A 21,810-nucleotide genomic window follows, 5' to 3' on the forward strand; every position below is an offset into this window, starting at 1 on the left:
CCCGCCCTCTTCCCGACGTCAGACCATGTTCAGCTTCTTCAAACGATTCAAGAAAACGCAGGAGCCCGACTCCGCGGAATCGCAATCGATCGATGCGCCGCAACCGGACGAACCGTCCGACACGCGCCAGGCGATCGAGGCGCCGCAAGCACCCGCGCAACCGCAGCAGGCCGCGCCTGCCGTCGTGATGACGGTCACGCCGACCAACGACGGCAGCGACGAAGTCGTCGAAGCGGTCGAGATCGTGCCGCCGCCGACGCAGGACGCCTCCGCAAAGAAATCGTGGCTCGCGCGCCTGAAGTCGGGCCTCGCAAAGACGGGCTCGAGCATCACCGGCGTATTCGTCAATACGAAGATCGACGAGGACCTGTACGAAGAGCTCGAGGCCGCACTGCTGATGTCCGACGCCGGCGTCGATGCGACCGAGTACCTGCTCGGCGCGCTGCGCGAGAAGGTGCGCGCTGGCCGGCTGACCGATCCGCAGCAGGTGAAGGGCGCGCTGCACGACCTGCTCGTCGAACTGCTGAAGCCGCTCGAGAAATCGCTGATGCTCGGCCGCGCGCAGCCGCTCGTGATGATGATCACGGGCGTGAACGGCGCAGGCAAGACCACCAGCATCGGCAAGCTCGCGAAGCACCTGCAGAGCTTCGACCAGTCGGTGCTGCTGGCTGCGGGCGACACGTTCCGCGCGGCCGCGCGCGAACAACTGGCGGTCTGGGGCGAGCGCAACAACGTGACGGTCGTCCAGCAGGAAAGCGGCGACCCGGCCGCCGTGATCTTCGACGCGGTCAGCGCGGCGCGCGCGCGCAGGATCGACGTGATGATGGCCGACACGGCCGGCCGCCTGCCGACGCAACTGCACCTGATGGAAGAGCTGAAGAAGGTGAAGCGCGTGATCTCGAAGGCGCACGATGGCGCGCCGCACGAGGTGCTGCTCGTGATCGACGCGAACACGGGCCAGAACGCGCTCACGCAGGTGAAGGCATTCGACGATGCACTCGGCCTCACGGGCCTGATCGTCACGAAGCTCGACGGCACCGCGAAGGGCGGCATTCTCGCCGCGATCGCGCGGCAGCGCCCGGTGCCCGTCTACTTCATCGGCGTCGGCGAGAAAGTCGAGGACCTGCAGCCGTTCAGCGCAGTCGAATTCGCGGACGCGCTGCTCGACTGAACGCCGCCGGCCCGCACCGCACAGGGCGCCTTCGGGCGCCCTTTTTTCATGCACGTCCGGAAGCCGTCAGCCGGCGGCTGGCTGACCCACGGCGTCATTCGGCGTCGGGCTGCACGCCGGGCTCGGCGGCCTTGAACGCGTCGAGCGTCGACGCATGATCGGCGATCCGCTGGATCGTCGGAAAGCGCGTCGTGTCGATCGAGAAACGGTTCGCGTTGAACACCTGCGGCACGATGCAGATATCGGCGAGCGTCGGCGTGTCACCGAAGCACAGCTTGCCGGTGCGCGGATCGTTCGCGAGGCGCGTCTCGAGCGATGCGAAACCCGCCTCGATCCAGTGCCGGTACCAGTCGTTCTTCGCTTCCTCGGACACCTTCAGCGAGTGCTTCAGGTACTTGAGCACGCGCAGGTTGTTCAGCGGATGGATCTCGCACGCGACCTGCAGCGCAATCGCCCGCACATATGCGCGGTCGACCGGCTGCTTTGGCAACAGCGCCGGTTCGGGATGCGTTTCCTCGAGATATTCGATGATCGCGAGCGATTGCTGCAGCGTGGCATTGCCGTCGATCAGCGTCGGCACGACCGCATCCGGATTCACCGCGCGGTAGGCGTCCTTCAATTGCTCACCGCCGTCGCGCAGCATGTGCACGGGAACCGTGTCGTACGGCAGCTGCTTCAGGTTCAGGGCGATCCGCACGCGGTACGACGCGGAACTGCGGAAATAGCTGTAGAGCTTCATGGGATGTCTCTCTGGTTCGTATTCGGCCGGCGACTGCGTCCGCGGCGCACGCGGCACCGCCGGGAACCCGAGTTTAGCGCGCCGCGCCGCATCGGCGCGCGCGGCCGTGCCCGTGCGATACTCGGGGCATTCCTCACCGCTCACCGCGCGGCCCGATGCCGGCCGCCCGCCCCACGCCCCGATGACCGCTCCCCTCGACCCAGCAGCCTCGCCGTTTCCTTGCGCCCGCTTCATCAAGGAAATCGGCCGCGGCCCGCACGGCGCACGCGCACTGACCGCCGAAGACACGTTCGAGCTCTATCGCGCGATGCTCGATGCGCGCGTGTCGGACGTCGAACTCGGCGCGATCCTGATCGCCTATCGCCTGAAGGGCGAAAGCGCCGACGAACTGGCCGCGATGCTCGCCGCCGCGCAGGCGTCGTTCGAACCCGTGCACGTGCAGGACGCCGCGTTCCGCCCGGTGTCGATCCCGAGCTACAACGGCGCGCGCAAGCAGCCGAACCTGGTGCCGCTGCTCGCGCTGCTGCTCGCGCGCGAAGGCGTACCGGTGCTCGTACACGGTGTCGAGCGCGATCCGGGCCGCGTGACGAGCGCGGAGATCTTCTCTGCGCTGTCGATCCCGCCGTCGACATCGCACGACGCGATCGAGGACACGCTCGCGGAGCGCCGCGTCGCGTTCGCGCCCATTGACGCGCTGGCGCCGCGCATCGCGCGTCTGCTGTCGCTGCGCGGCGTGCTCGGCGTGCGCAACTCGACGCACACGCTCGTGAAGATCCTGCAGCCGTTCGCGCCGGCCGGGCTGCGGCTCGTCAACTACACGCATCCGCCGTACCGCGACAGCCTCGCGCAACTGTTCCGCGATCATCCGGACGCCGCACTGGGCGGCGCGCTGCTCGCGCGCGGCACCGAAGGCGAAGCGGTGGCCGACACGCGGCGCCAGGTGCAGGTCGACTGGCTGCACGACGGCGTGTGCGACACGCTGATCGAGCCAGAGCGCTCGTCGAGCGACGCGCCGCCTGTGGCGCTGCCCGAATCGCGCGACGCGGCCACCACGGCCGCGTGGACGGACGCCGTGCTGCGCGGCGAAATTCCGGTACCCGACACGCTTGCGCGGCAGGTCGAGACGATCGTGCGGATCGTACGAATCGAGCGGACAGCCCGGCTCGCACCGTGACCGGCGTCCCGGGCCGGCACGCCGTCGCGCCGGCCTTTCAACCGACCATTTGACACGCGCATGCATCCTGACATAGAGTTGTCGCCATGCGTTCCTTTCCGAACACCCTCCGAATTACCTCCGGCCGCCTAGCGCGGTCGCTATCGCTACGACTAGCCTAAGGCTGTCGTAGCGCCGTGTGCTGTCCGCACGGTCCCTCCCTGCAGTTCCTCGCAGCACCCTTCTCGCAGTTTTTACAACCCGAAGTCGTCAGCATTCGTCCGTCTATCCGTCGGCCGATTCGCGAAGATCATCCGCATCCGCAGCGCGTTTCCGGCGCCACGGTGCGAGGCAGCGCCACCCGTCGCCCATGCCGCCCGTCTTCGCTCGCGACTTGAGACCCGAGGTCCAGAAGATGAAGCGCAACCCGCAAGACAAGTACCGTCCGTTCGAACCCGTCCGCATCAATGGCCGCCGCTGGCCGACCCGCACCATCGAGCGTGCGCCGGTCTGGATGAGCACCGACCTGCGCGACGGCAACCAGTCGCTGATCGAGCCGATGAGCATCGAACAGAAGCTGGAATTCTTCGACATGCTGGTCGCGATCGGTTTCAAGGAGATCGAAGTCGGTTTTCCGTCGGCGTCGCAAACCGATTTCGATTTCGTCCGCAAGCTGATCGACGACAAGCGCATTCCCGACGACGTGACGATCGAAGTGCTCGTGCAGTCGCGTGAAGACCTGATCGCTCGCACCTTCGACGCGCTCGAAGGCGTGCCGCGCGCGATCGTGCACCTGTACAACGCGATCTGCCCGTCGTTCCGGCGCATCGTGTTCGGGATGTCGAAGGACGACGTGAAGGCGCTCGCGGTCGAGGGCACGCGACTCATCAAGGAACACGCGGCGGCCCGCCCGGACACGCACTGGACCTACCAGTACTCACCGGAAACCTTCAGCATGACCGAGCTGACGTTCGCGCGCGAGGTGTGCGACGCGGTCGCGCAGGCGTGGCGGCCGACCCGCGATCACAAGATGATCGTCAACCTGCCGGCGACCGTCGAAGCCGCGAGCCCGAACGTGTTCGCCGACCAGATCGAGTGGATGGACCGCAACCTCGCGTATCGCGACAGCATCGTGCTGTCCGTGCATCCGCACAACGATCGCGGCACCGCGGTCGCGGCCGCGGAACTCGCGCTGCTCGCGGGCGCCGACCGCATCGAGGGCTGCCTGTTCGGCAATGGGGAGCGCACCGGCAACGTCGATCTCGTCACGCTCGCGCTGAACCTCTATACGCAGGGCATCGATCCGGGCCTCGATTTCTCCGACATCGACGCGGTGCGCCGCGTGGTCGAGCGCTGCAACCAGATTCCGGTGCATCCGCGCCATCCGTACGCAGGCGACCTCGTATTCACCGCGTTCTCGGGCTCGCACCAGGACGCGATCCGCAAGGGCTTCGCGCAGCAGCGCCCCGACGCGGTGTGGGAGGTGCCTTACCTGCCGATCGACCCGGCCGATCTGGGCCGCAGCTATGACGCGGTCATTCGCGTGAACAGCCAGTCCGGCAAGGGCGGCGCGACGTTCCTGCTCGAACGCGGGATGGGCTTCACGCCGACGCGGCGCGTGCAGATCGAATTCAGCCACGCGGTGCAGACACTCGCCGATGTCTCCGGCGAGGAAGTGACCGGCGACGCGATCTGCGCGCTGTTCGCCCGCGAATTCTTCGAGACCGACGGCCCGGCCGCGCGCCACGGCGACGCCGCACGCTGGCAGAACCGCGACATCGCGGGCGCACCGCCGGCCGACGCGGCACCGGAAGAGGTCGTGCAACGAATGGCCGCGGCCTTCTCGACGGCGGCCGGCGCGACGGTCGACGTCGCCTCGTGCGAACACGCGCGCACGACGGACGGACGAATCGCGGTATCGGTCGGCTGCCGGGTCGGCGATGCGCCGCTGCGGCACGGCGTCGGAGTGCATGCCGAAGCGACGAGCGCCGCGCTCGATGCGGTCGTCAGCGCGATCAACCGCTCGGCCTGGCAGTGCGCCGACCGCCGTGCGGCGGCCTGACCGGCGGGTTTTCGCTTCAGGGTTCAAACGTCAAGCGAGCGGTGCGTGACCGCCCGCGCTGCGCGCAATCCGCGCCGCACGGGCAATAAAAAGCGGCCCAGAAGGCCGCTTCGGTCGGGACACGAAAAAGGAGCGCCACGCGCGCTCATGTCTCGGTCGCGCACCGCGTCGCCTGCCACGCCAGCAGACGCCACTGCCCCTGCTCATGGGTATGGACGGCGGTATAGGCGATCGGAAACACCAGCCCGCCGTTGTTCGTTTCCATCTCGATCAGAGCGCGCCCGGTGACGACGCAGGTTGCGTCACCGACGGGAAGCAGATCCTGCGACTGGATTTCGATCTGGCGATAGCGGCGGCGGCCGGCGACGATGGCGTCGATGAACTGCTGCTTGGTTTCGCGTTTGCCGTTGGTGTGCACGAAGAACACCTTGTCCGACAATTGCGCATCGAGCGCCTCGCCGTCCCCGTCGACCATCGCCCGGAACCGATCGCGCTCGAGCGCGCGAATCGCATCGACCACCTTCGCCATCGCCTGACTCCTCGGCAACGCGCCCGCCGTGCGCGGGCGTGCGGATCAGAAGTTGTACTGCACGTAGAACTGGTGGAAATTTATACCAGGATTCGGCTCTTTGATACCCGCGTTAGACACATGTTGAAAACGGTAGCCGAGCTGATACTGTTGCCGTTCTCCGAACTGCGCGCCGACACCGGCGACGTCCACGAACTGGAACGACGTCGCCAGCGACAGTTTGTTGGAGATCGTCGGGGAAGTCAGGAAGCGGATGCCGGCGCCGGCCTCGATGAACGGGCGCACCTGGCCCGCGCTCTTGATGAAGCGGAACATCGGCGTCGCGCCGAATTCACCGATGCTGCCATGAACATTGCCGCCCGTGTGCCAGTAGCCGGCGTGGCCTTCCATCACGAACGCGAAGTGCCAGCCGCCGATTTCCCACCAGTTCCAGCCCGGATCCCACACGACGCTGAGATCGGCCTTGTCGATCCCGTGGCGATCGGAAAACCCGCCGCCCGCCTGGATTCCCCATCGATCCGCGAACGCCGCACCCGATCCGCCCAGCAGCGACGCCGCCAGCAGCGCATGCAGCGCAAGCCGGCTACGGGGCCGGCAATTCTTCTTATTGTTCATCAGACACTCCAACTTTGTGGATTGAATGGAGCCTTGCCGCAGCGGCCGGGCCCGAGCGAACTGAATGGTATGGTAAAGGACTTTTCGGATCGGCATCACGAAGCGAAATTGTTTGCTTCCAAAACTACAAAAATCGAAACCGTCTACTGATTACTATCAGAAACAACAACTTACGGAACTTCCTCCGGTCAGCCTTGTCGCAAATTAGACTATCGATTCGACAAGTTCGATAGAGAATCGGGAACTTGCATGCCCCCGCCCCCTCTAAGGAATTAGCACTCAGATTACGGGAGTGCTAAGATGAGCCTCGGAATCTCATCCGAGACCAGGGGTTTGTCCCTGATTCCAAAGGAGTTTTTTAGTGAGCTACGCCCTGACCCTTCCGAACACCCTGAGCCCGACGCCGGCCAAGGCCGAATCGGCAGGCTCGCTGGCGCTCGCAACTCAATCGATGTTGCCGGGCCAGCTTGGCAACATCGACGCGTACATCCAGGCCGTCAACCGGATCCCGCTCCTGACCGCCGAAGAGGAACGCCAGTACGCGACCGAATTCCGCGAAGACAACAACCTCGACTCGGCACGCCGCCTCGTGCTGTCGCACCTGCGGCTTGTCGTGTCGATCGCGCGCAACTACCTCGGCTACGGCCTGCCGCACGGCGACCTGATCCAGGAAGGCAATATCGGCCTGATGAAGGCTGTGAAACGTTTCGACCCGGCGCAAAACGTGCGCCTGGTGTCGTATGCGATCCACTGGATCAAGGCCGAGATCCACGAGTACATCCTGCGCAACTGGCGGATGGTGAAGGTCGCGACGACGAAGGCGCAGCGCAAGCTGTTCTTCAACCTGCGCAGCCACAAGAAGAGCATGCAGGCGATGACGCCCGAGGAAATCGACGGCCTCGCGCAAGAGCTCAACGTCAAGCGCGAAGACGTGACCGAGATGGAAACCCGTCTGTCGGGCGGCGACATCGCGCTCGAGGGCCAAGTGGAAGATGGCGAGGAGTCGTACGCACCGATCGCCTACCTGGCCGATTCGCACAACGAGCCGACCGCCGTGCTCGCCGCGCGTCAGCGCGACATGCTGCAGACGGACGGCATCGCGCAGGCGCTCGAGGCGCTCGACGCGCGCAGCCGCCGGATCATCGAGGCGCGCTGGCTGAACGTCGACGACGACGGCTCGGGCGGCTCGACACTGCACGATCTCGCGGCCGAGTTCGGTGTGTCGGCGGAACGCATCCGCCAGATCGAAGCGAGCGCCATGAAAAAGATGCGCACGGCACTCGCCGAATACGCCTGACTCCCGATTTAGAGCGCTTCACCCAAAACCGCTGCCCGCCCGGCAGCGGTTTTTTTTCGTCTGTTATTTCGCCTCGATCGCGCCGCGTTAATCGACCGTATTGATCGGGTATCGGGCAAATTCCGGCCCCTTCCGCATAACCTTGATCTACCTCAAGTTTTGACATGCGCTTCGCGACGGTCTGCCGCAGCGCAGCACTCGGCTTCGGAAAGCCGGCATTTTAAAATTGGCATGTCGGCTTAAAAGGATTAAAACAGCTTAACCGCCGTCATAAATCCGACGTAGAGTCGCCCCAAAACCCACGTAAATCGATTCAGGATAATCACCTTGATCTCGATCAATAAAGAGCCTGCGCCGCCTCCCCCGCAGGCCACCGGCACGCTCGGCTGGCGCGCGCGCATCGCCGCGTGGGCTCGCGGGCCAACCCTCGCCCGCGACATCACCCTGGTGTTGATCGTCAAGCTGATCCTTTTGATGTCGCTCAAATACGCATTCTTCAATCATCCGCAGGCTGAGCACATGTCGCTTCCGCCTGCCGCCGTCGCCGAGAAGTTGCTCTCGGTACCGGCGCCCGCACCTACCGAGGGAGACCACCATGATAAGCAGTGAAGTCGTCGATCTGTCACGTCTGCAGTTCGGCATCACGGCGCTCTACCACTTCCTGTTCGTGCCGCTGACGCTCGGCCTGTCCTGGCTGCTCGTCATCATGGAAGCCGTCTACGTGATGACCGGCAAACAGGTCTACAAGGACATGACCCAGTTCTGGGGCAAGTTGTTCGGGATCAACTTCGCGATGGGCGTGACGACCGGCATCACGCTCGAATTCCAGTTCGGCACGAACTGGTCGTACTACTCGCACTACGTCGGCGACATCTTCGGCGTGCCGCTCGCGGTCGAAGGGCTGATGGCGTTCTTCCTCGAATCGACGTTCGTCGGCCTGTTCTTCTTCGGCTGGAACCGCCTGTCGAAGGTCAAGCACCTGATGGTCACGTTCCTCGTCGCGCTGGGCTCGAACCTGTCCGCGCTGTGGATCCTCGTCGCGAACGGCTGGATGAACAACCCGGTCGGCGCCGAGTTCAACTATCAGACGATGCGCATGGAGCTGACGAACCTGTTCGACGTGCTGTTCAACCCGGTCGCGCAGGTGAAATTCGTGCACACGGTGTCGGCCGGCTACGTGACGGCTGCGATGTTCGTGCTCGGCATCTCGTCGTGGTATCTGCTGAAAAAGCGCGACACCGATTTCGCGCTGCGCTCGTTCGCGGTCGCGGCCGGCTTCGGCCTCGCGTCGACGCTTTGCGTGATCGTGCTCGGCGACGAGTCGGGCTACACGACCGGCGAAGTGCAGAAGATGAAGCTCGCCGCGATCGAGTCCGAATGGGAAACGCAGCCGGCACCCGCATCGTTCACGCTGATCGGCCTTCCGAACCAGGAAGAACAGCGTACCGACTATGCAATCAAGATTCCGTACGCGCTCGGCCTGATCGCGACGCGCTCGGTCGATGAACCCGTGGTCGGCCTGCGCGAACTCGCGAAGCACAGCGAGGAGCACATCCAGAGCGGGATGGTCGCGTACGGCGCGCTGCAGAAGATGAAGGAAGGCGACACGAGCGCGGCCACGCGCGAACTGTTCGACCAGCACAAGCAGTATCTCGGCTACGGGCTGATGCTCAAGCAGTTCACGCCGAACGTGGTCGATGCGACGCCCGAGCAGATCAAAGCCGCCGCGAAGAAGACGATCCCGCCGGTCGCGCCCGTGTTCTTCTCGTTCCGGATCATGGTGTTCCTCGGTTTCCTGTTCCTCGCGACCTTCGTCGCCGCGTTCTGGTTCTGCGCGCGCCGCCAGTTGCTGCAGGACAACCGCCGCTGGTTCCTGCGCTATGCGGTGTGGGCGATCCCGCTGCCGTGGCTCGCCGCGGAATTCGGCTGGGTCGTCGCCGAGCTCGGCCGCCAGCCCTGGACGATCGCGGGCATCCTGCCGACGCATCTGTCCGCGTCGAGCCTCACGCCCTCGGACCTGTACCTGAGCCTCGCCGGTTTCATCGCGTTCTACACGGCGCTGTTCATCATCGAGATCAAACTGATGTTCAAGTACGCACGCCTCGGCCCGTCGTCGCTGCATACCGGCCGCTATCACCACGAACTCGCCGCGGCCAGCGAGCGCGCTCCGGCCTGAGCACGCACCTGAAACGGAACAAGGAATCGCTATGGACTATGCAACTCTCAAGCTGATCTGGTGGCTGCTCGTCGGCGTGCTGCTGATCGGCTTCGCCGTCACCGACGGCTTCGACATGGGCGCGACCGCGTTGCTGCCGTTCCTCGGCAAGACCGACGAGGAGCGCCGCATCATCGTCAACACGGTCGGCGCGACGTGGGAAGGCAACCAGGTGTGGCTGATCACGGCCGGCGGCGCGATGTTCGCCGCCTGGCCGCTCGTCTATGCCGCGTCGTTCTCCGGCTTCTACTTCGCAATGCTGCTCGTGCTGTTCGCGCTGTTCTTCCGGCCGGTCGGCTTCGACTATCGCAGCAAGCGGCCCGACCCGCGCTGGCGCGCGGGCTGGGACTGGGGCCTGTTCGTCGGCGGCTTCGTGCCGGCGCTGGTGTTCGGCGTCGCGTTCGGCAACCTCCTGCAGGGCGTGCCGTTCAAGTTCGACAGCGACCTGCGCGTAACCTACTACGGCGGCTTCTGGGCGTTGCTGAACCCGTTCGCGCTGCTCTGCGGGCTCGTCAGCCTCACGATGCTGGTCGCGCACGGCGCCGCGTTCATCAAGATGAAGACCGACGGCGTGATCGCACGCCGCGCGTCGGTCGCGCTGCGCGTGTCGGCGCTCCTCGCGGTCGTGCTGTTCGTGCTGGCCGGCGTGCTGATCGCGTCGACCATCGGCGGCTTCCACATCACGCACGCCGCGCCGACCGACACGGTCGCGAACCCGCTGCTCAAGGACGTCGCCGCCGGCTCGGGCCTGTGGCTCGCGAATTACGGCGAGTATCCGTGGATGATCGCGGCACCCGTGGTCGGGATCGCGGGCGGCCTGCTCGCGCTGCTGCTCGCCGGCTCGAAGCAGGAAAAGACGGCGTTCTTCTGCACCGGCCTGATGATCGCCGGCGTGATCCTGACCGCAGGCTTCTCGATGTTCCCGTTCATCATGCCGTCGTCGCTCGACCCGCGCAGCAGCCTGACCGTGTGGGATTCGACGTCGAGCCACAAGACGCTGCAGGTGATGCTGTTCGCGGTGATCGTGTTCCTGCCGATCATCCTGCTTTACACGAGCTGGGTGTACCGCGTGATGCGCGGCAAGGTCACGCATCAGTCGCTCGAAGAGAACAAGCACTCGATGTATTGAACCCGGCCGGGGCGCCTGCGCGCCCTCGCCCACCGTTTCGCAAGGAGTCGGATCATGTGGTATTTCAGCTGGATTCTCGGTATCGGCGTCGCGCTGTCGTTCGGCATCGTCAACGCGATGTGGCTCGAAGTGCGGCAGAAGCCGCAGGAAGCGCCGGTGCGCGCACGTCGCGATTGATCGCGCGCGGGAGGCGCACCGCCCCTCCCGTCCGGAACGAACCTCGCGTCACGCGAGGTTTTTTTTCGTCCGTACCATCGGCGCACCCGCGATTCCTCGATGCCAATTTAGCGCCAGATTGATACCACTTGAATACCAATCAAAGGTTTCATAAGATCTTTGAACACGGCCGCCGACAGGCCGAATCCATCGGGTGGGGGAGACATGCGAATCCCGTGTCTGGCGCGCGCCTGCGCGCCGAGTTGCCATGCGTATGCGGCAGCATCCGCCGTTGCGATCATGCGCGGCCGGTCGAACGCGGCCTGCTGCGGCCGCATCGTTGCCGCGGCGTTTACCGTGCGCCGCCGATGAGCACCCATATGCCGCCCCGCCGATCCGATCGGCACGCGTGCCCGCCTCCCGTTCCGTAACGCACGCCCCTGCGTGCCGAATGCGCGCGGTGCAGCCGCATCGCCCCGTGCGCGGGTATCTCCCGCAGCTCCATTGAAAGACCCCGATCGCAGCGACGTCGCCCCACGACGCCGCTACGCCCACCTTTTTCTCAGGAGTTCGAATGAAGCACACCTTGCCATCCTTCGTTGCCGGCCTGTTGATCGCAGCGCTGCCGCCTGTCGCGATCGGCGCGCAGCCGACCGCCGCCGTCGCGACTGCCGGCATCGCACATCCAGCCGCGCAAGCGGCCAGTCTCGCGACGCTTCTGTCGAACGACCTCGCGCTGCGCGTCGCCGTCGACAACAACCACGCGGCCGCGGCCGGCGTGCCGTGCGCCGATCTCGGCGCCGACGGCGCGGCCTGCGCGACCGGCCGCCTGATCCTGCAGAACCGCGGCCACCAGACGATCGCCGACGGCGGCTGGAAGCTGTACCTGCACAGCATCCGACGCCTGCTGCGAATCGATCGTCCGGGCTTCGCGCTGCGGCGGCTCACCGGCGACCTGTACGAGCTGACGCCGCAGCCGGGCTCGGTGCGGCTTGCGCCCGGCGAACGCATCGAACTGCCGTTCGTCGCCGAATACTGGCTGCTGCGCTACAGCGACGTGATTCCGCGCCCGTACGTCGTCGTCGACGGCGCATCGCCCGCCGTGCTCCGCTACAACGACACCGACGACGAGCTCCGCTATGTCGAATCGCTGCCGGCCGACGCGCAAAACAATTCGACCGGCAACGCGCCGCCCGTGGCGGCACGCCCCGACGCGAGCCGCGCGCTGCCGAGCGTGAAGCGCGAACAGCGGCTGCCCGGCACGCTCGACCTGCGCGGCATCGAGCTCGCGCTGCCGGAGCTGCCGGACGTGCAGATCGCGGCGCTGCGCGAACGTGCGACGACACTCGGGCTCGACGGCGCGCGCGTGCCGGTCCGCGGTGCCGTCGCACCGCGCCGGCTGCCGGCCGACATTGCGGTGCCGGGCGGGTACCGGCTCGCGATCGGGCCGCGCGGCGTGCTGATCGAAGGCTACGATCGCGCGGGCCTCTACTACGGCGTGCAGACGCTCTACTCGCTCGCGCCCGCCGGCGGCGGCCCGATCCCGGCAATGCTCGTCGAGGATGCGCCGCGCTTCACGCATCGCGGGATGCACGTCGACCTCGCGCGCAACTTCAAGCACCCGGCGACGCTGCGCCGCCTGATCGACCAGATGAGCGCGTACAAGCTCAACCGCCTGCACCTGCATCTGTCCGACGACGAGGGCTGGCGTATCGAGATTCCCGGCCTGCCGGAGCTGACCGAAATCGGCTCACGCCGCTGTCACGACCCGAGCGAGACACGCTGCCTGCTGCCGCAACTCGGCTCGGGCCCCGACAACCGCTCGGGCGGCGGCTACCTGACGCGCGACGATTACGTGGCGCTCGTGCGCTACGCAGCTGCCCGCTTCGTCACGATCATCCCCGAGATCGACATGCCCGCGCATGCGCGTGCGGCCGTCGTGACGATGGAGGCGCGCTACCGCCGGCTGCATGCGGCCGGCCGCGAGCAGGAAGCGAATGCGTACCGGCTGCTCGATCCGCAGGACACGACGAACCTGACGACGGTGCAGTTCTACGACCGGCGCAGCGACCTGAACCCGTGCGTGCCGGGCGCGCTCAATTTCGCATCGAAGGTGATCCGCGAGATCGCGGCGATGCATGCGGACGCGCAGGCGCCGCTGCACACCTGGCACTACGGCGGCGACGAGGCGAAGAACATTTTCCTCGGCGCGGGCTTCCAGCCCGTGAACGGCACCGACCCGAACAAGGGGCGCATCGATGTCGCCGCACAGGACAAACCGTGGGCGCGTTCGCCCGCGTGCACGGCGCTGCTCCAGCGCGGCGAGATCAAGTCGATCGACGAGTTGCCGACGCGTTTCGCGAAACAGGTGAGCGCGGCGGTCGACGCGAACGGAATCGACACGATGGCCGCGTGGCAAGACGGCATCAAGCATGCGAACGGGCCGCAGGACTTCAGCACGCGACACGTGATGGTGTCGCTGTGGGACACGATCTTCTGGGGCGCATCGGACAGCGCGCGCGATCTGAGCGGCAAGGGCTACCTGACGGTGCTCGCGCTGCCCGACTACCTGTACTTCGACTTCCCGTACACGCTCAACCCGCGCGAGCGCGGCTACTACTGGGGCTCGCACGCGACGGACGAGTACAAGGTGTTCTCGTTCGCGCCCGAGAACCTGCCGCAGAACGCCGAAGTGATGGGCGATCGTGACGGCAACGCGTTCGAGGTGACGGGCTCGGGCCCCGCGCCGCGCATCGAAGGCATGCAGGGGCAGGCGTGGGGCGAGGTGATGCGCAACGACACCTTCCTCGAATACATGGCCTATCCGCGGCTGCTCGCGCTCGCCGAGCGCGCGTGGCACCGGGCCGACTGGGAGCTGCCGTATGCGGCCGGCGAGCGCTTCAAGCGCGGCGACACGCATCACGTCGACCTGGCCGCGCTGCAGCGCGACTGGGCCGGCTTCGCGACGCTGCTCACGCAGCGCGAATTGCCGAAGCTCGACCGGGCCGGCATCGGCTACCGGAAGCCGACCTTCACGCTGACGAATCCGTGAACGGTGAAGCAGTTGAGCAACTGAGCGGTTGCTGATCCACGCAAACGGTGCGCGGTGCGGACGAATGCATCGCGCACACGCCCCGCCAAGAAAAAACGGCTTGCGACGCATCGCAAGCCGTTCTCGTTTTACCGACCGGCGGCCCGAACCCGCCACGCGGACCGGGCCTGCCTCATCGCATCATGCCGGATCAGGCCGGTTGCGGGGCCGCCCCGCCGCCCGTCGACGTCAGGCGCGCGCCGAGCTGTTCCGCGTAGCGTGCCGCCGCGTTGCCGCAGACGATGTGGAACGTGTCCGGCGACACCCATGCGACATCGAGCGCGCCGAGTCGATCGCGATCGACCGCCGATGCGTCACGCACGACGACGCGCAGGCGCGTGGTCGCGATCGCGTCGAGCGAAGCGACGTTGGTCGCACCACCGAACACCGCGAGCCAGCGCAGCGGATCGGGATCGAGCGGACCGGCCGCCGCACCCGTGACCGGCTGAGCTGCAGGGGCCGTCGCCGTCGCCGCCGCGATGGTCGCGCCGCTGCCGATCGCCGAGCGCATCTCGTCGGCAATGATGTCGGCCTCGGGCCCGATGATCACCTGCACGCTGTTGCCGCCGCGCTTGAGCACGCCGCGCGCGCCGATCGACTTCAGTTCCGGCTCCGACACCTTCTCCGGATCGACGACGGTCAGGCGCAGGCGCGTCGTGCATGCGTCGACGACCGTCAGGTTGCCGGCGCCGCCGAGCGCGGCGATGTAGCGCTGCGCACGCGGTGCCGCCGCCGCGCCAGCTGCCGGCGCGACGAAGCCGCCCGATGCGTACGACTCGGCCGCAGCGTCGGTCGAGGCCGGCTCGCGGCCCGGCGTCGCCATGTTGAACTTGCGGATGAAGAAGCGGAACAGTCCGTAATACGCGACGCCGTATGCGATACCGAGCGGCACCGCGATCCAGCCCTTCGTCGACAGCCCATAGTTCAGCACGTAGTCGATCGCGCCGGCCGAGAACGTGAAGCCGAGCTTCACGCCGAGGATCTGGCAGATCGCGAGCGACAGCCCCGTGAGCACCGCGTGGATCACGTACAGCACCGGCGCGAGGAACATGAAGCTGAATTCGATCGGCTCGGTCACACCGGTCAGGAACGACGTGAGCGCCATCGAGAACAGCAGGCCGCCGACCATCGCGCGGCGCTCCTTCGGTGCTTCGTGCAGCATCGCGAGACACGCGGCCGGCAGGCCGAACATCATGATCGGGAAGAAGCCGGCCATGAAGGTGCCCGCGGTCGGATCGCCCGCGAAGAAGCGGTGCAGGTCGCCGTGCACGAGCTCGCCGCCGGCCGGCGGCGTGAAGTTGCCGAACACGAACCAAGCGAGCGAATTGATGATGTGGTGCAGGCCCGTGACGAGCAGCAGGCGGTTCAGGAAGCCGAACACGAATGCACCGATCGCGCCCGCCGTCGTCAGCCACTGGCCGGCCGCGTCGATCGCATGCTGGACCGGCTGCCACACATACCCGAACACGATGCCGAGTACCACGCAGACCAGCCCCGTGATGATCGGCACGAACCGTTTCCCGCCGAAGAACGCGAGGTAGTCGGGCAGCTTGATGTCCTTGTAGCGGTTGTACAGCAAGCCCGCGACCACGCCCGCGATGATCCCGGACAGCACGCCCATGTTCAGCTTGGGATCGATATCCTTCATGATCGCGGTTTCGATCAGGTAACCGATCGCACCCGCGAGTGCCGCCACGCCGTTGTTGTCCTTCGCGAAACCGACCGCCACGCCGATTGCGAACAGCAGCGGCAGGTTGTCGAAGATCGCGCCGCCGGCGTCGGCGATCATCTTGATGTTGAACACGTCCGGCTGTCCGAGCCGCAGCAGGATGCCGGCGACCGGCAACACCGCGATCGGCAGCATCAGCGCCCGGCCCAGGCCCTGTATCTTCAGAAACGGATTCCCGTCCATTCAGTCCTCCAATCCATGTCTCGTCATTAATCGTCGTTGACCTAATTGCTTGCGTCGTGAAACGCTCGCGCGCCCGCCGTCGACGTTCAGTCGAGCGGCCAGACCTCGCGGCTTGCTGCCCTTACCGCCTGTGCCGAGTCGAGTGCGAGCAGATCCTGCGCACGCTGGCGACACAACTGGTAATCGAGACGGCGCACGCGCGCCTTGATGCCCGGCACCGACACCGGGTCGACCGACAGTTCGGTCACGCCGAGGCCGACGAGGATCGGTACCGCGAGCGGATCGCCGCCGAGCGCGCCGCACACGCCGACCCACTTGCCGTGCTTCGCCGCGCCGCGCACCGCGATGTCGATCAGGCGCAGCACGGCCGGATGCAGGCCGTCGGACTGCGCGGCCAGATCGGCCTGGCAGCGGTCCATCGCGAGCGTGTACTGCGTCAGGTCGTTGGTGCCGATCGACAGGAAATCCGCATGCTGCGCGAGCTGGTCGGCGAGCAGCGCCGCCGACGGCACCTCGATCATCACGCCGACTTCGATCGGCTCGGTACGGCCCTGCGCACGCGCGAATTCGTCGATACGCTTGCGCAGCCGCACGAGCTCGCCCGCATCCGTCACCATCGGCAGCAGGATGCGCACCGCGCCGAACGGCTTCACCGCGAGCAGGCCCTGCAGCTGATCGTCGAGCAGATCGGGGCGCACCTGCGCGAGGCGAATGCCGCGCAGGCCGAGCGCCGGGTTCGGTTCGGGCGGCAGCGTCAGGTAGTCGACTTCCTTGTCGGCGCCGACGTCGAGCGTGCGGATGATCGCGGTGCGGCCCTGCAGCGCGTCGACAATCGACTGGTAGCTCTGCTGGTGCTCGACGACGCTCGGTGCGGCCTGGCGATGGATGAACATCAGTTCGGTGCGCAACAGGCCGACCGCGTCCGCGCCGTTGTCCACCGCGGTGTTCGCGTCGTCGAGCGTCGCGATGTTCGCGGCGATCTCGATGGCGCGGCCGTCGACGGTCGCGGCGGCGGCGCCGGCCAGTTGCCGGTTCGCTTCGCGCACGCCGTCCAGGCGCTGGCGTTCGTGGCGCGCGCGTTCGACGTCGAGCGCGGTCGGCGCGTGTTCGAGACGGCCCGCGCTCGCATCGACGACGACCTGCGTGCCGTCCGGAATCGCGTACAGCGCGTCGCCGACCGCGACGAGCGCCGGAATGCCGAGCTGGCGCGCGATGATCGCCGCATGCGACGTCGCGCCGCCGCGTGCCATCACGAGCGCGGTCACGCGCTGGCGATCGAGCGACGACAGGTCCGACGGCGTGAATTCCTCGGCCGCGAGCACGGCCTCGTCGGGCAGCGTGCGCGTCGCGCCGCTCGTGTGGCCGAGCGCGCGCAGCACGCGCTTCTCGATATCGCGCAGGTCCGCCGCACGCTCGGCGAGCAGTGCGTCGTCGAGCTTCGACAGCGTGTCGATCTGCGTGCGGATCGTCGCGCGCCATGCGAAGCCCGCGCTCTTGCCGAGGCTGATCAGGTCGCGTGCTGCGTCGATCAGCGTCGGATCCTCGAGCAGCACGCGATGCACTGCGAAGATGCCCGCTTCGCCAACCGCGCCGCGCGCCGATGCGCTGCGCACCGTTTCGTCGAGTTCGGCGTCGACCGCCATCAGCGCCTGGTCGAGCCGGCGGCTTTCCGACGCGGGCGTGCCGGTCGCCTGCTCGGGCGGCACGATATCCGCATCGTCGAGACGCACCAGCGTGCCGACCGCAATGCCGGGCGCCGCGCACACGCCCGCGAGCGTGTTCGGATCGAGTGTTGCGCCGGTGTTGCGCACGATCGGCTGCGGTGCGGGCGACTTGAGCCGCGCCGGCGTTTCCTCGACCTCGCCGTGCGCTTCGCGCAGCAACTCGTGCTCGACCGCTTCGACGGCTTGCTGCGCGTGCGCACCGCGGCCGACCAGCTCGATCGTCGCGCCCTCGCCGGCGCCGAGGCCGAGCAGGCCGACCACGCTTGCGATCGGCGCCTTGCGACCGTCGAAATGCACTTCGACATGTGCGTCGAGCCCGCGCGCGGCTTCGCGCGCCCGCGCGGCCGGACGCGCATGCAGGCCACCGGGCTGCGTCAGCACGACCTTGCGGCGCACTTCGTTCATCGCCGCCGCGCCGGCCTGCGCCGCCTGCGCGGCGGCCTCGCCCTTGCCGCGCAGCGTCAGCAGCGGCGTCTCGCCGGCCGTCGCGATACCGCTCGCGCGCTCGACGACGTCGAACGCGTCGGAGTTCGCGATGGCGATCACGGAGACCAGCGAATGCGCGCTGCGTGCAACCGCGTCCTGGTCGAACTCGATCAGCAGGTCGCCCGCCGCGACACGCGCGCCGGCTTCGACGCGCGCGGTGAAGCCCTGTCCGTTCAGCTCGACGGTGTCGATGCCGATGTGCAGCAGCACTTCCGCGCCTTGCGGCGTCGTGATCGTCACCGCATGGCCGGTGCGCGCGAGATGCGACACGATGCCGGCGCACGGCGCGACGAGCCGGCCCGCGAGCGGATCGATGCCGATGCCGTCGCCGAACATCCCGCCGGAGAACACCGGATCGGGCACATCGGCCAGCGCGACGATCGGCCCGGTCAGCGGGGCAAGCAGGACGATCTGATCATGGGTGGAACTCTTCAACTGGGACTCCTCGGCGCGTCTCATCGGCTGTCTCGGCTATCAGTGCGTTTCGGTGACTTTGTTCAGGTGGCGCGGCGTGTCGGGATTGCGGCCGCGCGCGACGGCGAGATCCGCCGCCATCACGTAGAACGAAAGAATGGCGGCGATCGGGTCGAGCGCCGAATGGGCGGACTGCGCGAGCGGCAAGGTCGCGCCGGGCGTGCCGGCGGGCGCCGCGAGCAGCACGGCCGCGCCACGTGCGCGCATGTCCTGCGCGAGCTGCAGCAGCCCGGCCTGCTCCGGGCCCGGCGGCGCGAACACGAGCAGCGGATAGTCGCGATCGATCAGCTCCATCGGGCCGTGACGGACTTCGGCACTCGAGAATGCCTCGGCCTGGATGCCGGAGGTTTCCTTCAGTTTCAGCGCGGCTTCCTGAGCGATCGCAAGACCGAGGCCGCGGCCGATCACGATCATCCGCTCGATGCCCGCGAGCGCGGCAACGGCCGGCGACCAGTCGAGCCGGCCGGCCTGCGCGAGCACGTCGGGCAGGCCGCGCAATGCCGTCATCAGCGCGGCGTCGCGCTGCCAGTACGCGACGATCTGCGCGGACAGCGACAGCATCGCGATGTAACTCTTGGTCGCGGCGACCGACAGTTCGGGGCCGGCAAGCAGCGGCAACTGGTGCTCGCACGCATCGGCGAGCGGCGACGGCAGGACGTTGACGGCGGCGACGGTACGCGCGCCGGCTTCGCGCAGCGCGGCCATCGTGTTGACGAGGTCGGGGCTCTTGCCCGACTGGGAAAATGCGATCGCGAGCTGATCCTGCACCTTCAGCGGCGCCTGCTGCAGCGTCGCGACCGACATCGGCAGCGACGCGACGGGCACGCCGAGGCGGCTCATCGTCAGGCTCGCGAAATAGCTGGCGGCGTGATCCGAGCTGCCGCGCGCGACCGTCAGCGCGACGGCCGGCGGGTGATCGAGGAGTTGGCCCGCGAGCGCTTCGACGCGCGTGGTGTCGGCGAGTTGCGCGGCGACGACCTGGGCGGACTCGCGCGCTTCCTTAAGCATATTCGACAATCGATTCTCCTTCGACGTAGGTCGCGGTGAGGTTCAGGTCGCGATCGAACACGGCGAGGTCGGCCCATGCGCCTCGCTCGAGGCGGCCGCGATCGGTGACGCCGAGGTAGTCGGCCGCATAGCGCGACATCCGGTTCGACACGTCGGCGATCGGCAGGCCGAGCGACACGAGGTTGCGCAGCGCCTGGTCCATCGTCAGCGTGCTGCCGGCGAGCGTGCCGTCGGCCAGCCGCACGCCGCCGAGGCACTTGGTCACGTGCTGGCTGCCGAGCCGGTATTCGCCGTCGGGCATGCCGGTGGCGGACGTGCTGTCGGTCACGACGTACAGGCGCGGGATCGCGCGCAGCGCCGCACGAATCGCGCCCGGGTGCACGTGCAACAGATCGGGGATGATTTCCGCGTATTCGGCATGCGCGAGTGCGGCGCCGACGAGGCCCGGGTTGCGGTGATGCAGCGGCGACATCGCGTTGAACAGGTGCGTGAAGCCGCATGCGCCGTGCTTGAGCGCGGCGACGGCGTCGTCGTAGGTCGCGAGCGAGTGGCCGAGCTGCACGCGCACGCCGCGCGCGGCCATCTCGCCGATGATCTCGATGTGACCGGCGATTTCCGGCGCGAGCGTGACGACCCGGATCGGCGCGATCGACAGATACTTCAGCACTTCGTCGAGCACGGCCGACACGGCCGCGTCCGGCTGCGCGCCGAGCTTGCCGGGGTTGATGTACGGCCCTTCGAGATGCACGCCGAGCACGCGCGCGCCGCCCGGCGTGCGGGTGCGCGCGACGGTGCCGAGATTCGCGACGACCTGCATCAGTTCGTCGCGCGGCGCGGTCATCGTCGTCGCGAGCAGGCTCGTCGTGCCGAACTGCGCGTGTGTGCGTGCGATCGTCTCGATCGCGTCGCCGCCTTCCATCACGTCGGCGCCGCCGCCGCCGTGCACGTGCAGGTCGATGAAGCCGGGCAGGATGTACGGCGCATCGTTCTTCGCGGGATCGGCGGGCGTGCCGTCGAGCGTGGTGATGCGGCCGTTCTCGCTGTCGAGCGAGCCGAGAATCCAGCCGTCGGGGGTAAGGATGTTGCCAGTCAGCATGACGTTTCTCTTGATGATCTGGTGACGCGGACATCCGCGTCGCGATTTGCAAATCCGTTGTGCTTCGTTGCGCTGCGCCGCGCGTGGCGCGCGGGCAGTCTCGCGCGTCAGCGTTTCAGTTCGGCGACGAAGTCGTAATAGTCGTCGCGGCAATACGTTTCGGACACTTCGATCGCGCGCTGGTCGGCACCGTAGCCGATGCGCGTGATCACGAGCAGGGCCGAGCCCGGCTTCACTGACATCCACTTCGCGATCTCGTGCGTCGCGTTCGCCGCGCGAAAGTGCTGCAGCGCGCGCACGACGGTCATCCCGCGCGCGTCGAGGTATTCGTACAGCGACGCGCCAAGCGCCTGAGGATCCGGCACCACCGCGGCCGGCAGCGTCGAATGCTCGACGGCCATCACGATGCCGTCCGCGCGGCGCAGCCGCTCGAGCCGCGCGACCGTCGCGCCCGGCGCGAGGCCGAGACGCGTGATCTCGTCGCGGCTCGCGGTGCGCAGCGTTCGCGACAGCCACACCGAATCGGGCACGAAACCGCGCTGCCGCATCTTCGCGGTGAAGCCGACGAGACGCGACAGCGGATCGGCAACGCGCGGCGTGATGAAGCTGCCCGCCCCGCGCGCCCGCTTGATCAGCCCCTGCTCGACCAGCAGCGCGAGCGCACGGCGGGCCGTGATCCGCGACACGCCGACCGTTCCCGACAGCAGCCGCTCCGACGGCAGCGCCTCGCCGGCCCGCCACGCGCCGGCGTGAATCGCGCTCGCCAGGTTGCGGGCGAGCTGCAGATAGAGCGGCGTGTCGTCGAGGGGATCGGGCGCCAGTTCGGACCAGCCGGTTTCCATGTGCCTCCGGGTGTCGGACGACGACCTCGGGCCGTCGAAAGTGAACGCATTATATAACCACCATAATACCAGTCAACGAACTGGTATTAGTGACGCGAAAATCGCCGAAAG

18 protein-coding genes are annotated in these 21,810 nt (G+C 67.3%); 9 read left to right on the forward strand and 9 right to left on the reverse strand.

The genetic code is table 11. The features are described 5' to 3' along the window. Nucleotides 1–25: 25 nt before the first annotated feature. Nucleotides 26–1,171 carry a signal recognition particle-docking protein FtsY gene (gene ftsY, locus ACT2FV_RS30985; RefSeq protein ID WP_059598844.1) on the forward strand — a complete coding sequence of 382 codons (1,146 nt, stop codon included), beginning with the start codon at nt 26–28 and terminating at the stop codon, nt 1,169–1,171. A gap of 94 nt (nt 1,172–1,265) precedes the next feature. Here ftsY and maiA read toward each other — a convergent pair whose 3' ends face one another. Further along, a complete protein-coding gene (gene maiA / locus ACT2FV_RS30990; protein ID WP_059598845.1) occupies nt 1,266–1,910 on the reverse strand; it encodes a maleylacetoacetate isomerase in 645 nt (214 codons plus the stop codon). 181 nt (nt 1,911–2,091) lie between these two features. On the opposite strand from maiA, the gene ybiB reads away from it, so the two are divergent. Both ybiB and leuA read left to right on the forward strand, forming a co-directional pair. Further along, on the forward strand, nt 2,092–3,084 hold the full coding sequence (gene ybiB, locus ACT2FV_RS30995; protein WP_444505354.1) for a DNA-binding protein YbiB: 993 nt from the start codon (nt 2,092–2,094) through the stop codon (nt 3,082–3,084). Nucleotides 3,085–3,478: 394 nt separating this feature from the next. Beyond that, on the forward strand, nt 3,479–5,125 hold the full coding sequence (gene leuA / locus ACT2FV_RS31000; RefSeq protein WP_444505355.1) for a 2-isopropylmalate synthase: 1,647 nt from the start codon (nt 3,479–3,481) through the stop codon (nt 5,123–5,125). Between the two features lie 145 nt (nt 5,126–5,270). On the opposite strand, the gene ACT2FV_RS31005 is transcribed toward leuA, so the two are convergent. Next, nucleotides 5,271–5,654, reverse strand: a complete 384-nt coding sequence (locus tag ACT2FV_RS31005) for a nuclear transport factor 2 family protein (RefSeq protein ID WP_059464474.1) — start codon at nt 5,652–5,654, stop codon at nt 5,271–5,273. A 45-nt stretch (nt 5,655–5,699) separates the two neighbouring features. Next, on the reverse strand, nt 5,700–6,269 hold the full coding sequence (locus tag ACT2FV_RS31010) for an acyloxyacyl hydrolase (protein WP_444505356.1): 570 nt from the start codon (nt 6,267–6,269) through the stop codon (nt 5,700–5,702). A 361-nt stretch (nt 6,270–6,630) separates the two neighbouring features. On the opposite strand from ACT2FV_RS31010, the gene rpoH reads away from it, so the two are divergent. From rpoH to cydX, 5 genes are all read left to right on the forward strand, one after another. Then, nucleotides 6,631–7,566: an RNA polymerase sigma factor RpoH gene (gene rpoH / locus ACT2FV_RS31015; protein ID WP_059541288.1), complete on the forward strand. Its 936-nt coding sequence runs from the start codon at nt 6,631–6,633 to the stop codon at nt 7,564–7,566. A gap of 327 nt (nt 7,567–7,893) precedes the next feature. Next, the gene (gene cydP / locus ACT2FV_RS31020; RefSeq protein ID WP_059598849.1) at nt 7,894–8,175 is read left to right on the forward strand and encodes a cytochrome oxidase putative small subunit CydP; all 282 of its coding nucleotides are present in this window, start codon (nt 7,894–7,896) and stop codon (nt 8,173–8,175) included. After that, nucleotides 8,162–9,742: a cytochrome ubiquinol oxidase subunit I gene (locus ACT2FV_RS31025; RefSeq protein ID WP_124626318.1), complete on the forward strand. Its 1,581-nt coding sequence runs from the start codon at nt 8,162–8,164 to the stop codon at nt 9,740–9,742. Before cydP ends, ACT2FV_RS31025 begins: the two co-directional genes overlap by 14 nt. Nucleotides 9,743–9,773: 31 nt before the next feature. Then, on the forward strand, nt 9,774–10,910 hold the full coding sequence (cydB, locus tag ACT2FV_RS31030) for a cytochrome d ubiquinol oxidase subunit II (protein WP_151048313.1): 1,137 nt from the start codon (nt 9,774–9,776) through the stop codon (nt 10,908–10,910). 54 nt (nt 10,911–10,964) lie between these two features. After that, complete coding sequence (cydX, locus tag ACT2FV_RS31035) at nt 10,965–11,087, forward strand: cytochrome bd-I oxidase subunit CydX (protein ID WP_059598852.1); 123 nt, start codon at nt 10,965–10,967, stop codon at nt 11,085–11,087. A 107-nt stretch (nt 11,088–11,194) separates the two neighbouring features. Here cydX and ACT2FV_RS31040 read toward each other — a convergent pair whose 3' ends face one another. Then, nucleotides 11,195–11,473 (reverse strand): hypothetical protein, encoded by a 279-nt coding sequence (locus tag ACT2FV_RS31040; protein WP_185633786.1) that lies wholly within the window; start codon nt 11,471–11,473, stop codon nt 11,195–11,197. 167 nt (nt 11,474–11,640) lie between these two features. Between ACT2FV_RS31040 and ACT2FV_RS31045 the strand changes: the two genes are divergently transcribed. Next, nucleotides 11,641–14,118: a family 20 glycosylhydrolase gene (locus tag ACT2FV_RS31045; RefSeq protein ID WP_444505357.1), complete on the forward strand. Its 2,478-nt coding sequence runs from the start codon at nt 11,641–11,643 to the stop codon at nt 14,116–14,118. 190 nt (nt 14,119–14,308) lie between these two features. Here ACT2FV_RS31045 and nagE read toward each other — a convergent pair whose 3' ends face one another. The 5 genes from nagE to ACT2FV_RS31070 form a co-directional block, all read right to left on the reverse strand. Continuing rightward, on the reverse strand, nt 14,309–16,069 hold the full coding sequence (gene nagE / locus ACT2FV_RS31050) for an N-acetylglucosamine-specific PTS transporter subunit IIBC (RefSeq protein ID WP_444505358.1): 1,761 nt from the start codon (nt 16,067–16,069) through the stop codon (nt 14,309–14,311). Nucleotides 16,070–16,155: 86 nt separating this feature from the next. Continuing rightward, on the reverse strand, nt 16,156–18,738 hold the full coding sequence (ptsP, locus tag ACT2FV_RS31055) for a phosphoenolpyruvate--protein phosphotransferase (RefSeq protein WP_444505359.1): 2,583 nt from the start codon (nt 18,736–18,738) through the stop codon (nt 16,156–16,158). A 15-nt stretch (nt 18,739–18,753) separates the two neighbouring features. Then, nucleotides 18,754–19,761 (reverse strand): SIS domain-containing protein, encoded by a 1,008-nt coding sequence (locus ACT2FV_RS31060; protein WP_059599886.1) that lies wholly within the window; start codon nt 19,759–19,761, stop codon nt 18,754–18,756. After that, the gene (gene nagA, locus ACT2FV_RS31065; protein ID WP_059691447.1) at nt 19,754–20,857 is read right to left on the reverse strand and encodes an N-acetylglucosamine-6-phosphate deacetylase; all 1,104 of its coding nucleotides are present in this window, start codon (nt 20,855–20,857) and stop codon (nt 19,754–19,756) included. Before nagA ends, ACT2FV_RS31060 begins: the two co-directional genes overlap by 8 nt. Before the next feature lie 107 nt (nt 20,858–20,964). Then, nucleotides 20,965–21,699, reverse strand: coding sequence for a GntR family transcriptional regulator (locus ACT2FV_RS31070; RefSeq protein WP_059599884.1), 735 nt, complete (start codon nt 21,697–21,699; stop codon nt 20,965–20,967). Between the last annotated feature and the right edge of the window lie 111 nt (nt 21,700–21,810).

Origin of the sequence: Burkholderia sp. PR2, from assembly GCF_052372875.1 — a bacterium.
GTDB lineage: Bacteria > Pseudomonadota > Gammaproteobacteria > Burkholderiales > Burkholderiaceae > Burkholderia > Burkholderia diffusa.

Excerpts from the sequence above, each read along its gene's own strand:
- ftsY (WP_059598844.1), top strand. The coding sequence starts at position 26 with ATGTTCAGCTTCTTCAAACGATTCAAGAAAACGCAGGAGCCCGACTCC.
- ACT2FV_RS31005 (WP_059464474.1), bottom strand. The coding sequence starts at position 5,654 with ATGGCGAAGGTGGTCGATGCGATTCGCGCGCTCGAGCGCGATCGGTTC.
- cydB (WP_151048313.1), top strand. The coding sequence starts at position 9,774 with ATGGACTATGCAACTCTCAAGCTGATCTGGTGGCTGCTCGTCGGCGTG.
- ACT2FV_RS31025 (WP_124626318.1), top strand. The coding sequence starts at position 8,162 with ATGATAAGCAGTGAAGTCGTCGATCTGTCACGTCTGCAGTTCGGCATC.
- ACT2FV_RS31070 (WP_059599884.1), bottom strand. The coding sequence starts at position 21,699 with ATGGAAACCGGCTGGTCCGAACTGGCGCCCGATCCCCTCGACGACACG.
- ybiB (WP_444505354.1), top strand. The coding sequence starts at position 2,092 with ATGACCGCTCCCCTCGACCCAGCAGCCTCGCCGTTTCCTTGCGCCCGC.
- leuA (WP_444505355.1), top strand. The coding sequence starts at position 3,479 with ATGAAGCGCAACCCGCAAGACAAGTACCGTCCGTTCGAACCCGTCCGC.
- nagE (WP_444505358.1), bottom strand. The coding sequence starts at position 16,069 with ATGGACGGGAATCCGTTTCTGAAGATACAGGGCCTGGGCCGGGCGCTG.
- ACT2FV_RS31060 (WP_059599886.1), bottom strand. The coding sequence starts at position 19,761 with ATGCTTAAGGAAGCGCGCGAGTCCGCCCAGGTCGTCGCCGCGCAACTC.
- nagA (WP_059691447.1), bottom strand. The coding sequence starts at position 20,857 with ATGCTGACTGGCAACATCCTTACCCCCGACGGCTGGATTCTCGGCTCG.
- ACT2FV_RS31045 (WP_444505357.1), top strand. The coding sequence starts at position 11,641 with ATGAAGCACACCTTGCCATCCTTCGTTGCCGGCCTGTTGATCGCAGCG.
- ACT2FV_RS31010 (WP_444505356.1), bottom strand. The coding sequence starts at position 6,269 with ATGAACAATAAGAAGAATTGCCGGCCCCGTAGCCGGCTTGCGCTGCAT.
- maiA (WP_059598845.1), bottom strand. The coding sequence starts at position 1,910 with ATGAAGCTCTACAGCTATTTCCGCAGTTCCGCGTCGTACCGCGTGCGG.
- cydX (WP_059598852.1), top strand. The coding sequence starts at position 10,965 with ATGTGGTATTTCAGCTGGATTCTCGGTATCGGCGTCGCGCTGTCGTTC.
- ptsP (WP_444505359.1), bottom strand. The coding sequence starts at position 18,738 with ATGAGACGCGCCGAGGAGTCCCAGTTGAAGAGTTCCACCCATGATCAG.